We start from the raw sequence: 12,037 nt of genomic DNA on the forward strand, positions 1-12,037 counted from the left end.
CGCGCCGGACCGCCAAGCCCGTTCCAAAAGCCCCGAGTTCCGCATGGCCGACGCCGCCTCGCATGCCAGCTACCTTCCGCCGATCCTGACCTTCTGCGCCGCAGCGGTGATCGCCGTGCCGCTGTTCCGCAAGCTCGGCCAATCGGCGGTGCTCGGCTATCTTGCGGCCGGCATCGTCATCGGCCCCTCGCTCCTCGGCGTGATCAAGGACCCCGATGCGATCCGCGGCACGGCCGAGATCGGCGTCGTGCTGCTGCTCTTCCTCGTCGGCCTCGAATTGCAGCCCTCGCGCCTTTATTCGATGCGCAAGGACATTCTCGGCTCCGGCCTCGCGCAGATGGCGCTGAGCGCCGGCGGCATCGGACTCGCCGGCTGGTATTTCGGCCTGTCGGCAGCGGGAGCGGTCGCCGTCGGCGTCGCGCTTGCCCTCTCGGCGACCTCGATCGCGCTGCAATTGCTGGAGGAGCGCGGCGACGGCAACGAGACCTATGGCCGGCGCACCTTCTCGATCCTGCTGTTCCAGGACATGGCGATCGCGCCCGTGCTGGCGCTGCTGCCGCTGCTCGCAACCACGGGCGGCAAGGAAACCGGTAGCCCGATGATGGCGCTGGCCAGCCTCGGCATCGCGCTCTTCGCGCTGGTGCTGATCGTGCTGGCCGGGCGCTATGTCATGAACCCCTTCTTCCGCATCCTCGCCCATACAGGCGCCAAGGATGTGATGACGGCGGCTGCGCTGTTGATCGTGCTCGGCGCCGCGCTCCTGATGGAGCATGTCGGGCTCTCGATGGCGATGGGCGCTTTCCTCGCCGGCGTGATGCTGGCCGATTCGCACTTCCGGCACGAGCTCGAAGCCGATATCGAGCCGTTCCGCGGCGTGCTGCTCGGCCTGTTCTTCATGGCGGTCGGCATGTCGCTCGACCTCAAGCTCGTTGCCGACAACTGGCTGCTGCTGGCGCTCGCCGCGCCGCTCCTGGTGCTGTTCAAGATCGCGGTGGTGACCTCGATCCTGCGGCTGTCCTGTTCGTCCTGGCTCGAGGCGATCCGGGCCGGCACCCTGCTCTCGCCTGCCGGCGAATTCGCCTTCGTGCTGCTGCCGCTCGGGCTCGCGAACGGGCTGCTCACGGCCCAGCAATCGGCGATGGTCACCGCGCTCGCGGCGATCAGCATGCTGCTCGGTCCCGTCGTCGCCAAGCTGATCGATGCGGCGCTGCTGGCGCGCGTCACGCCCGCGACGATGGACGAGGACTATGAGGGCGCCGGCGACAGCCCGGTGATGGTGATCGGCTTCGGCCGCTTCGGCCAGATCGTGACGCAGGCTTTGCTGCTCCAGCATATCGACGTCACCGTCATCGATTCCGATGTCGAGCGCATCCGCTCGGCCGCGCAGTTCGGTTTCAAGATCTATTACGGCGACGGCACGCGGCTCGACGTGTTGCGCGCGGCCGGCGCCGGCAAGGCCCGCGTCATCTGCATCTGCGTCGACGACAGGCAGGCGGCGCTCCGGATCGTCGAGATGGTCAAGGCCGAATTCCCGAGCGTTCGCCTCCATGTGCGGGCCTATGACCGTATCCATGCGATCGAATTGATGAAGGCGAATGTCGATTTCCAGATGCGCGAGACCTTCGAATCGGCGCTGGGCTTCGGCCGCGTCACGCTGGAGACGCTGGGCCTGACCCGCGACGAGGCCGAGCTCGTCATCGACCATGTCCGCGACCGCGACGCGCAGCGCATGGAGATCCAGTTCAACGAAGGGCTCGCCGCCGCGATCAACCGCGTGCCCCGCGTCACGCCCGAGCCGCTCGTGCCGCCCAAGGCCAAGTCCAAGCCGCTCACGCCCGAGACGCGGCAGGTCATCGAGGATGGCGGCGCAGAGGTCGCGGTCGGCGGCGTCGGCGAGCCCGAGCGATGAGCGAGGCTACCGCGCGGCCGGCGCAGGCCGTCTTCCTCGAAGGCCCTCTGATGCGCCATGTCGCGGTGATGACCGCGACGAGCTCGGTCGGGCTGATGGCGGTCTTCGTCGTCGATCTTCTGTCGCTGCTTTACGTCTCCTGGCTCGGCCGGCCGGAGGCGACGGCCGGGGTCGGCTTCGCCACCATCGTGCTCTACCTGATGGTCTCGGTGAATGTCGGGCTGATGATCGCCGTGACGGCGCTGACCTCGCGCAGCATCGGGGCGGGCGACCGCCCGGCCGCGCGGCGCATCGCGGCCTCGACCATGGTCCTGTCGGCGCTCGTCGCCCTCGTCATCTCGCTCGCGGTGCTGCCCTTCCTGCCGAAGCTGCTCAGCCTGCTCGGCGCGCGCGACCAGTCGCATGCGGTCGCCCTCTCCTTCCTCTACATCGTGCTGCCGTCGAACGCCCTGATGGCGATCGGCATGGGCCTATCCGGCATCCTGCGCGCGGTCGGCGACGCCCGGCGCGCGATGTTCGTGACGCTCGGCGGCGGCATCGTCACGGCAGGGCTCGACCCGCTGCTGATCTTCGGTTTCGGGCTCGGGCCGGACGGCGCCGCGATCGCGATCGTGCTGGCGCGCATCATCATCATCGCCATCGGCTTCCATGCTTGCGTGACGGTGCATGACATGATCGACCGGCCGCGCCTGTCCTTCATCCGGCAGGATGCCGCCCGGACCTTCGCCATCGCGGGGCCGGCGATCCTGACCAATCTTTCGAACCCGATCGCCAACGCGGTTTTCGCCAGCGTCATCGCCCGGTTCGGCGATGCGGCGATCGCAGCGCTCGCTATCGTCGACCGGCTCGTGCCCGTCGCCTTCGGCGTGCTCTTCGCGCTGTCGGGCTCGGTCGGGCCGATCCTCGGCCAGAACTGGGGCGCCGGGCGCTTCGACCGGATGCGCCGGGGCCTGACCGATTCGGCGATCTTCGCCGCAGCTTGCGTCCTCGTTTCCTGGGCGCTGCTCTTCGCCTTCCGCGACATCCTCGTCTCCGCCTTCCATGCGACGGGGCTGACGGCGGAGCTCGTGCTGTTCTTCTGCCTGATCGCCGGGCCGATGTGGATCTTCGTCGGCATGCTCTTCGTCGCCAATGCCGCCTTCAACAATCTCGGCATGCCGTTCCTGTCGACGATCTTCAGCTGGGGCCGCGCCACGCTGGGCACCGTGCCGCTCGCCATTCTCGGCGCACATCTTGCCGGGCCGAAGGGCGCGATGGCCGGCTCGGCACTCGGCGCCGTCGCCTTCGGCGTGCTGGCGCTCGTCTTCGCCTATCGCGGCATCACCCGGCTGGAGCGCCGGGCCGCGCAACGGCAGGCCGCAACAGATTTGCCAGGCAAGGACACCCTGCTATCGTCCTCCTAGGTACGGAGCCAAAGGCCGGCCGGGGAGAAGCGTCGATGATGAACCTGTTCGATATCATGCAGTCGGCCCAGCACGGCCAGGCGCTGCCGAACCTCGCCCAGCAATACGGCCTGAGCCTGCAGCAGACGCAGGCCGCGCTCGATGCCCTGCTGCCGGCCTTCTCGATGGGGCTGCAGCGGCAGACTCGCGACCCCTACGCCTTCGGCTCGCTGGCGCAGATGATGACGGCCTCGCCCTATGCCCGCTTCTTCGAGGCCGGCGGCTACGGCATTCCGGCCGGCGCCCAGAACGCCGGCAACGACGTGCTGAGCCAGCTCTTCGGCTCGCGCGAGGTCAGCCAGGCGATCGCCGCGCAGGCGGCCGCGACCAGCGGCGTCTCGCAGGCGATCCTCAAGCAGATGCTGCCGGTGATCGCCGCAATGCTGATGGGCGGCCTGTCCAAGACATCGAGCAACGAGGGGCTGGGCGGCATCCTCGGCCAGTTCGCCGAGATGATGCGCGGCCAGATGCCCGGCATGCAACCGCCGCAGCCGCAGATGCCGGCCAATCCGTTCGAAGCGATCCTCAAGGGCATGTTCGGCCAGGCCGGCGGCCAGCCGCAGCCCAACCCGCAAGCCGCGCCCTCGGACCCGTTCGGCGGCGCGCTCGGCCAGATTCTCGGCGGCATGTTCGGCGGCATGGCGCCCCAGCAAGCGGAGCCGGAGCCCGCTCCCCGCCCGCGCAGCGCGCCGCGGCGTGCGCCCGCGCCGGAACCGGAGCTCGAGGAGGCTGCGCCCTCGTCCTCGGCCAACGGGCCGGGCTCGATCGGCCTCGACGCGCTCAACCAGATGTTCGAGCACGGCCGCCAGATCCAGGACGACCATCAGAACGCGCTGAAATCGATCCTCGACGCCATGCTCGGCGGCGGACAGGGGCGCCGCTAAAGCAAGCCCAGCCCCTCAAAGCTGAAGACATGAAAAAGGGCGGAAGCACGAAGCTCCCGCCCGCAGGGACGCTGTCGCCAAGGGGTCAGGCGCAGCGTGCAACCGTGATATCGGCCTTCCCGGCCAGCATCGGCGCCGCGCCGGCATGGCGCAGGGCGTGCTCGCGCCGCGCGGCGGCGAGATTCGACGTGGAGCGCGAGCGCTCGGCCAGGACGGTCGAGGGATCGTCGAGCCAGGACGTCGCCAGCGCGCCATCGATATCTGAACGCACGAGGCCGATATCCTTGAGCCCGCGCTCGTCGAGCTCGGCGCCCAGGCGCATCACCTCTCGGCGATGGGCGAGCGCGCGCACGAATTGAATGGTTCCGGCAGCAGCGATGGTGGCAACACGCGTGACGCCGGCCGAAACGGACGAGAGCGACTTCGCGGCAATGGTCATGAGCAGCATGACGGCCTCCTCTGGCGGTGCGGAACGTTGATCTTGTGCCTCTCCGCCCCGCCCGGACGCGCCATTGACGGAAAATTTCGGAGTGCATCCAGACCTTAGCGAGGCTCTGGTCATCAGCCAAACGAATGGTTATGATGTCTCGCAACACTGATATTGATGAACGGTGGATGGGGATCGCCAATGGCTCATGTGCTCGATGCCGATCAGCTCAAGACCTTCGTCGCGATTGCCGATACCGGGTCGTTCACGCGCGCCGCCGAGATCGTCTTCAAGACGCAATCGGCGGTTTCCATGCAGATGAAGCGGCTTGAGGAGCGGGTCGGCCGCCCCCTGTTCGGGCGCGACGGCCGCCATGCCAAGCTGACCGAGGATGGCGAGCGGCTGCTCGACTATGCCCGCCGGATCGTGCGCCTCAACCTCGAATGCGTGGCCTCCTTCGCCGATGCGGATCTCAAGGGTCGCATCCGCCTCGGCGTGCCCGACGATTACGCCGACCGCTACCTGCCGGAAATCCTGGCGCGCTTCGCCCATTCGAATCCGCGGGCCGAGGTCACCGTGGTCTGCGAGCCGACGCCGATGCTGGCGGAGCGGATCGCAACCGGCGATATCGACCTTGCGATCATCACCCATGTCGAAAGCCGCGGCCAGGGCGAGATCATCCGCATCGAGCCGCTGCTCTGGGTCACCTCGGCGCGCCACAGCGTCCATGAAGAGGATCCGCTGCCGCTCGCGCTGGGGCGGCCGACCTGCAACTGGCGGCAGGCCGCGGTCGATGCGCTGGAATCGAAGGGCCGCCGCTTCCGCGTGCTCTATGCGAGCTGGAACTCCACGGCGGTCGGCGCAGCCGTCCTCGCCGGGCTCGCGATCTCGGTGCTGCCGGAGAGCGCCGTCCGGCCGGGCATGCGCATCCTCGGCCCCTCGGAAGGCTTCGCAACCTTGCCGTCATGCAAGATCGGGCTGCTGCGGACCCGCTTCGATCCCTCGGTTCTGTCGAACGCGCTGGCGGAGCACATCATCCAGAGCCTCGACAACCTGGCGAGCTTCAAGACAGCGGCGGAATAGGGCTGAGCCGGGGGGCCTGCCTGGGCTTTTTCAGCCCTTGAAGCCTGCCAGGACCGCTGTGAACTTCGCGGTGAGATCCTGGCCGATCGCGGTCGCGCCCGCGACGATGCTGATCGAGACCAGACCGGCAATCAGCGCGTACTCGATCACGGTCGCTCCGCGTTCGTCGCGAAGAAGCGCAGCAAAGCTGGTGCAGATCTGCTTCATGCCGCCAAGCTAGCGGCATGAATCGTCCAATTCGTTAATTCCGGACCGGCAATCCGCTCTAAACCAGCTCTTTTGAGTGAATTCTGGCGGCTTAGAGCGCCATCTCGGTCATGACCGGCTCGACCTTGCCGTGCCAGGCATCACGATAGCGCGCTTCCAGCGCCTGGGCGAGGCTCTGGCCACGCTCCAGAATGCCATGCAACGGCGTCAGGAAACGGGTTTCATCCTGCCCGGCGGCGTTCTTCAAGGCCCGACGCGCAAGGCCTGCACGCGACAATTCCACGACTTCGGCAGCGATCTCGGTCAGCTTGCGTCCGCCGACCGTGGCGGCGAGCCCTTCGCGCGGCACTGCGTCGCGCAGCGCCTGCCGCTCCGCGGCGCTCCAGCCCTTGACCAGATCCCAGGCCGCATCAAGCGAGGTCGCATCGTAGAGCAGCCCGACCCAGAAGGCGGGCATCGCGGTCAGCATGTCGACAGGGCCGGCATCGCAGCCACGCATTTCGAGGAAGCGCTTGAGCCGGACCTCGGGGAACAGCGTCGAGAGGTGATTGGCCCAGTCCGACATCGTCGCCTTCTCGCCCGGCAGCTGCGGCAGGCGGCCGGCCAGCAGGTCGCGGAAGGAGGCACCGGCGACGTCGTGATAGGTGTCGCCGCGCTTGACGAAATACATGGGCACGTCGAGCGCCCAGTCGACATAGCCCTCATAGGACATGCCCTCGTCGAAGGCGAAGGCCAGCATGCCCGAGCGGGCATTGTCGGTATCGCGCCAGATCTCGGAGCGCATCGACTGGAAGCCGTTGAGCTTGCGCTCCAGGAAGGGCGAGGACGCGAACAGGGCAGTGGAAAGCGGCTGCAATGCCAGCGAGACCCGGAGCTTGCGGACCATGTCCGCTTCGCTGGCGAAGTCGAGATTGACCTGCACGGTGCAGGTCCGGAACATCATGTCGAGGCCCATCGTGCCGACCTTCGGCATGTAGTTCGCCATGATCTTGTAGCGGCCCTTCGGCATCACCGGCGTTTCGGCGCGGGTCCAGAGCGGCGAAGCCCCGAGGCCGACGAAGCCGATATCGTGCGGGGCGGCCACGGCCTTCACATCGGCGAGATGGGCCTGAAGCTCGGCTTCCGTCTCGTGCAGCGTCGCCAGCGGCGCGCCGGACAATTCGAACTGGCCGCCGGGCTCCAGCGAGATCGCCCCGCCGCCATCCGGCCCGGCCAGGCCGATGATGTGGCCGGCATCGACGATCGGCTCCCAGCCCAGTCGCTGCTGCATGCCTTCCAGCAGGGCGCGGATGCCGGCGGCACCGGCGCGGCCCTCATAGGGAACAGGCGCCAGATCGCTCCGGTAGAACGGGAATTTCTCGTGCTCGGTGCCGATCCGGAAGGATGAGGCCGGTTTCTCGCCGGCGGCGATCCACGCAATCAGTTCGGCCTTGGAACCGATCGGGGTCGAATCGGACACGTCGCGAGCCATGGGCGCTCCGGCAGATGAGACAAGACAGCCGGCCCCGACGCCGAAAGCGCGGAGGAAGCCGGAAGAGGATGCACAGACATAGGCGAGCGCCGGGCGCTCGACAACGACCGGTATCGTGCATTCGCGCAAAGGCGACCGGCGCTGGCGGCAGGCCTCGCAGCCCTCCGCGTCAGCTGCGCGGCCAGTCGCCGAGCGCGGCCTGCACCAGAGCGAGCGCCGCGACCGCAGCCGTATCCGCCCGCAGAATGCGCGGGCCGAGCGAGATCGGCAGCGTATTGGGCCGCGCCCGGATCGACTGGCGCTCGGCTTCGTCGAAACCGCCTTCGGGGCCGATCAGGACGGCGAGCGGCGCGGGCTTGCACGCCGCCAAGGTCGAAAGCGGGCTCGCTTCCGCCATGCCCTCGTCGCAGAAGACCAGCAGCCGCTCGGGCGCCAATTCAGCAAGGGCGACTTCGAGCGAGCGTTCCGGCGCGATCTCCGGCAGGCTGAGGATGCCGCATTGCTCGGCCGCCTCGACCGCGTTGGCGCGCATCCGGTCGAGATTGAGCCGCGAGACCTGGGTGCGCCGGGTCAGCACCGGTTGCAGCACCCCTGCCCCCATCTCGACCGCCTTCTGCGCCATGTAGTCGAGCCTGGCATGCTTCAGCGGTGCGAACAGGTAATGCAGATCAGAGGCGGGGGGCTGGGGCTTCGTCTGCCGGACGAGTTCGAGACTGGCCTGCTTGCGCCCTTCCGGCACGAGGCGCGCCAGCCATTCGCCGTCACGCCCGTTGAAGACGAGGATAGTACCATCGGCCCGCAAACGCAGGACGTTGAGCAGATAATTGGCCTGCTCGCGTTCGAGCGGGAGAATCGCCGCCGCGGCCAAGGGCTGGTCGATGAAGAGCCGGTGCCGGGCGAAATCAGGAACGGACATGGGCGCAGGCGTCTCCAAGACTCGATGGTAGCGTTGGGGAAGCAACGCGAAAAACGCCACAATCCCCATGTAACAGGCGGCGCATCCCATAAGGCCACCCATGGACTCGCAAGAGTCGTTGGCGTTAACAGCGCCTGCTGTTAAGGACGTATTTAACGATCGGCCGGGCGGGCCGGCAATCCGGAGTAAGGACACCATGCGGCGTTGGATGGCTTCAGGCGTTATCGCGGTGCTCGGCCTGGCCGTGGCCCCGTTCCTGATGGCGGCTCCCGCAAACGCGCAAGCCTCGGGTTGCGAGCAGATCCAGAAGCTGCTCTCCGAGCGCCAGTCGATCGTCGCGCGGCTTGCGGCGTCCCAGAAGTCCAAGCAGAAGATGACGCCGCAGGAAGCCTGCAGCGCCTTCGGCCGCCTCGCCAATAATGGCGATGCCGCGATCAAGTTCGCGACCGCCAACCAGGACTGGTGCCAGATTCCGCCGACCTTCATCGAAGGCATGCAGGCCGACAACAAGAAGGTATCCGGCTTCCGCGCCCAGGCCTGCAACGCCGTGAAGCAGCAGGCCGCGATGCAGCGCCGCGCCCAGCAGCAGGCGCAGGGCGCCAACCCGTTCGGCGGCGCAGATTCCATCACCGGCGGTGTCGGCGGCGGGATGCGCGTCCCGCAAGGCGCGCTCTGACCGGCGCGCCGGCGCCATGCCCGATCCGTCTCCCCTCGGAGCGATGCCCGGGCGCGATGCGCCTCTTCCCGACGCGCTGACCGGTCACTGGGTCGACACGACAGCGCCTCGGGCGACCCGGCCGTTCCTGAAGCTTGCCCGCATCGAGCGGCCGATCGGCTGGTGGCTGCTTCTTCTGCCCTGCTGGTGGGCCGCTGGTCTTGCCGCCATCGCGGCCGGCCAGCCTTATCCCAATCCCTGGCACTGCCTGCTCTTCTTCATCGGCGCCGTCCTGATGCGCGGGGCGGGCTGCACCTTCAACGACATTATCGACCGCAAGCTCGACGCCGAGGTGGCGCGCACGCGCGGGCGACCGCTGCCTTCGGGACAAGTGACGGCGAAAGCCGCCGCCATGTTCATGGTCGCGCAGGCACTCCTCGGCTTCGTCGTGCTGCTGCAGTTCAACCGCTTCACGATCATCCTCGGCATCGCCTCGCTCGCGATCGTCGCGATCTACCCGTTCATGAAGCGGGTGACGAACATGCCGCAATTCGTGCTCGGCCTCGCCTTCTCATGGGGCGGGCTGATGGGCTGGAGCGCGGTCTTCGGCCGGCTCGATGCGCCTGCCTACCTGATCTACGCGGCAGCGATCGCCTGGACGGTCGGCTACGACACAATCTACGCGATGCAGGATCTGGAAGACGACGTCATCGCCGGCATCCGCTCGAGCGCGCGCTATTTCGGCGACCACACGCGCGAGGCAGTGGCGCTCTGCTTCGCGCTGGCGGCGATACTCACCGGTACGGCGATCTGGCTTGTTGGCGGCGGCCCTGTCGCCTGGCTCGGCTTCGCCGCCTTCGCCGGTCATCTCGGCCGGCAGGTCACACGGATCAACGGTGCGACGGCGCCCGAAGCACTCAGGATATTCCGGTCGAACCGCGATGCCGGGCTGCTGCTGGCAGCCGGGCTCGCGCTCGATGCGGCGAGCCGGTCGCTGTTCTGAGGCTCAGTCCGTCATCCGGTCGCCGCTGACGATCACCGGCAGTTCGGCGAGGCGGCCGGTCTTGCGGCGGGTCAGGAAGCGCGGGCGACGGCCATTGAGCAGACCGTGGCGGCGGCGGATGCGAACCGCTCCGAGCGCAACGCGGCCGAGCTGCGGGTAAGGCTCGCTCACCACGCCATCGGCACCTTCCAGCAGCAGCTGCAGACCGCTGGTCCGGCCGAAATCACGCCAGAGCGCGACGGCATCCTCCTGATCGACCGAGGCCACCACGATGGAGCGCCCGTCACCGGCGGTAAGAGCCAGTTCGAAACGCTCATCGTCGCCGGCCGGATTGGCCAGGCGCAGCGCGACGCCGCGCCAATTGGCGGTGCCGCGCAGGATCCGCACGGAGCCGACGCGCTCGATCGCCGGAGCGACCGGCCGAGCCGGCATCGGGTTGCGGGAAACGATCGCGGGGGTTGTCGGACCGCCGGAGAGAACAGGCACAAAACCGCTCTCTCCGGCGGCCGGCGTGACGCTGGCCATCGGTTGTAACGCCTCTCTGTAATCCCTGCTGCAACGGAGCCCTCTGTCGATGCCGGGGCTCTCGTGCTTGCCATGTGAGGATGGCCGCCAGCCGTGTCCGAGCGCTTAAGGGGTTGGGTTAAAGGAAGGTGATTCCGCCCCGATCCGGCCTCAAACCGCTCGTTTCCTGCCGGATGCTTGACGGAATCTTTCGATCCGCTGCCGCATTTTCGGCTTGTAACGGCGACTTTCACGGCCGATAGGAAAGCCATGAACCCCACCACGCTACCGATCGCGGCCGAGCTGCTGAAAGCCGTCGGCGAAAGCTGCCTCGAAGCCGGCGCGATCGCATTGGACCTGTTCCGGCCGGGCGCGACGACGGCGGCGCGGACATGGTCGAAGAGCGGCGGCTCCCCCGTCACCGAGGCCGATATCGGCGTCGACACCTTCCTGCGCATCCGCTTGTCCGAACTGCTGCCGGAGGCCGCCTGGCTCTCCGAGGAGACGGTCGACGACGCGCAGCGGCTGTCGCACCGGTATGTCTGGGTCGTCGACCCGATCGACGGCACGCGCGCCTTCATGCAGGGCTCGCCGGACTGGGCCGTCTGCGTGGCCCTGCTCGACCAGGGCGCGCCGATCCTCGGCGTCGTCCACGCGCCGGCCTGCCAGGCGACCTATCGCGCGCTGGCCAATGGTGGTGCGACGCTCAATGGCGAGATCATCCGGACATCATCCGCGGAAAGCCTGACCGGCGCGCGCATCGCCGGGCCCAAGCCGATGCTCGACGCGCTCGCGCAGACCGAGCGCTTCGAGGCCGTCGGCCGGATTCCGTCGCTGGCGCTGCGTCTCACCCGCATCGCCGACGGCACGATCGATGCCGGCCTGATCTCGCCCGATGCCCGCGACTGGGACCTGGCCGCTGCCGATCTCGTGCTGAGCGAGGCCGGCGGGCGACTGACCGACGGCGAGGGCCGGCCGGTCGTCTATAATCGCGAGGTGCCGGTCCATGGCATGCTCGCGGCCAGCAACGGCAGGCTTGCCACGCCGCTGCAAGCGGCGATCGAGCGGCTGCGCGACGGACGGCCGCAGCCCGCCTGACGATTTTTTTCAACGCCCCCGGCGCGGCCCGCTCGCTTGGGCCGCCGGGATGGCTTATGGGGGCGCCAAGCCCCTTGCAGGAGAGTTCGATGAGCACCGAGCCTGAACAGAAGCAGCTTCTTCACCTCGTGCTGGGCGGCGAGCTCGCCTCGCTCGACGGCATCACCTTCAAGGACCTGGCGAAGCTCGACATCGTCGGCGTCTTCCCGAACTATGCCACCGCCCACACCGCCTGGAAGGCCAAGGCGCAACAGACGGTCGACCAGGCGCAGACACGCTATTTCATCGTTCATCTCCACCGGCTGCTCGACCCCGAGACCGCCCAGAGCTGAGCTGAAACCGGCGGGGAGCGTCAGACCGGGTATCGTATTCGGCCCGATGCTCCCAGCTCTTTGATTCTGCATCGGCTCAGCCCGAAAACCGCGTGCCACTTTTCGG

The 12,037-nt window shown here is 68.0% G+C and carries 13 protein-coding genes; 8 read left to right on the forward strand and 5 right to left on the reverse strand.

The features are described from left to right. The first annotated feature begins 43 nt into the window (after positions 1–43). The 3 genes from WFK61_RS01550 to WFK61_RS01560 are packed head-to-tail and all read left to right on the forward strand — an operon-like array spanning position 44 to position 4,235. Positions 44–1,909 carry a monovalent cation:proton antiporter-2 (CPA2) family protein gene (locus WFK61_RS01550; protein ID WP_336809771.1) on the forward strand — a complete coding sequence of 622 codons (1,866 nt, stop codon included), beginning with the start codon at positions 44–46 and terminating at the stop codon, positions 1,907–1,909. Continuing rightward, positions 1,906–3,312 (forward strand): MATE family efflux transporter, encoded by a 1,407-nt coding sequence (locus WFK61_RS01555; RefSeq protein WP_336809772.1) that lies wholly within the window; start codon positions 1,906–1,908, stop codon positions 3,310–3,312. The genes WFK61_RS01550 and WFK61_RS01555 overlap by 4 nt, the downstream gene beginning before the upstream one ends. A gap of 35 nt (positions 3,313–3,347) precedes the next feature. Beyond that, complete coding sequence (locus WFK61_RS01560) at positions 3,348–4,235, forward strand: DUF937 domain-containing protein (protein WP_336809773.1); 888 nt, start codon at positions 3,348–3,350, stop codon at positions 4,233–4,235. Between the two features lie 85 nt (positions 4,236–4,320). Here the strand turns inward: WFK61_RS01560 and WFK61_RS01565 are convergent, their stop codons facing one another. Next, entirely contained in the window at positions 4,321–4,683 is a 363-nt protein-coding gene (locus tag WFK61_RS01565; protein ID WP_336809774.1) for a DUF1127 domain-containing protein, read from the reverse strand. Positions 4,684–4,863: 180 nt separating this feature from the next. Between WFK61_RS01565 and WFK61_RS01570 the strand changes: the two genes are divergently transcribed. Beyond that, positions 4,864–5,745 (forward strand): LysR substrate-binding domain-containing protein, encoded by an 882-nt coding sequence (locus WFK61_RS01570; protein ID WP_047580398.1) that lies wholly within the window; start codon positions 4,864–4,866, stop codon positions 5,743–5,745. 30 nt (positions 5,746–5,775) lie between these two features. Here WFK61_RS01570 and WFK61_RS01575 read toward each other — a convergent pair whose 3' ends face one another. The 3 genes from WFK61_RS01575 to WFK61_RS01585 all read right to left on the reverse strand — a co-directional run bounded on the left by WFK61_RS01575 (position 5,776) and on the right by WFK61_RS01585 (position 8,339). Then, the gene (locus WFK61_RS01575; RefSeq protein ID WP_336809775.1) at positions 5,776–5,952 is read right to left on the reverse strand and encodes a Flp family type IVb pilin; all 177 of its coding nucleotides are present in this window, start codon (positions 5,950–5,952) and stop codon (positions 5,776–5,778) included. Between the two features lie 91 nt (positions 5,953–6,043). Beyond that, entirely contained in the window at positions 6,044–7,423 is a 1,380-nt protein-coding gene (locus WFK61_RS01580; protein ID WP_336809776.1) for a glutamate--cysteine ligase, read from the reverse strand. Positions 7,424–7,592: 169 nt separating this feature from the next. Further along, a complete protein-coding gene (locus tag WFK61_RS01585) occupies positions 7,593–8,339 on the reverse strand; it encodes a 16S rRNA (uracil(1498)-N(3))-methyltransferase (protein ID WP_336809777.1) in 747 nt (248 codons plus the stop codon). A gap of 208 nt (positions 8,340–8,547) precedes the next feature. Between WFK61_RS01585 and WFK61_RS01590 the strand changes: the two genes are divergently transcribed. Together WFK61_RS01590 and ubiA are read left to right on the forward strand one after the other, a co-directional pair. After that, positions 8,548–9,015: a hypothetical protein gene (locus WFK61_RS01590; RefSeq protein ID WP_336809778.1), complete on the forward strand. Its 468-nt coding sequence runs from the start codon at positions 8,548–8,550 to the stop codon at positions 9,013–9,015. Between the two features lie 16 nt (positions 9,016–9,031). Continuing rightward, positions 9,032–9,997 carry a 4-hydroxybenzoate octaprenyltransferase gene (gene ubiA, locus WFK61_RS01595; protein WP_336809779.1) on the forward strand — a complete coding sequence of 322 codons (966 nt, stop codon included), beginning with the start codon at positions 9,032–9,034 and terminating at the stop codon, positions 9,995–9,997. Positions 9,998–10,000: 3 nt separating this feature from the next. On the opposite strand, the gene WFK61_RS01600 is transcribed toward ubiA, so the two are convergent. Continuing rightward, entirely contained in the window at positions 10,001–10,522 is a 522-nt protein-coding gene (locus WFK61_RS01600) for a DUF6101 family protein (RefSeq protein ID WP_336809780.1), read from the reverse strand. 249 nt (positions 10,523–10,771) lie between these two features. Here WFK61_RS01600 and WFK61_RS01605 point away from each other — a divergent pair, with 249 nt between their 5' ends. Together WFK61_RS01605 and WFK61_RS01610 are read left to right on the forward strand one after the other, a co-directional pair. Then, on the forward strand, positions 10,772–11,599 hold the full coding sequence (locus WFK61_RS01605; RefSeq protein WP_336809781.1) for a 3'(2'),5'-bisphosphate nucleotidase CysQ: 828 nt from the start codon (positions 10,772–10,774) through the stop codon (positions 11,597–11,599). 89 nt (positions 11,600–11,688) lie between these two features. Next, positions 11,689–11,931: a DUF4170 domain-containing protein gene (locus WFK61_RS01610; RefSeq protein WP_336809782.1), complete on the forward strand. Its 243-nt coding sequence runs from the start codon at positions 11,689–11,691 to the stop codon at positions 11,929–11,931. The last annotated feature ends 106 nt before the right edge of the window (positions 11,932–12,037 follow it).

It is taken from the genome of Allobosea sp. MMO-172 (assembly GCF_037147855.1).
Classification (GTDB): Bacteria; Pseudomonadota; Alphaproteobacteria; order Rhizobiales; family Beijerinckiaceae; genus Allobosea.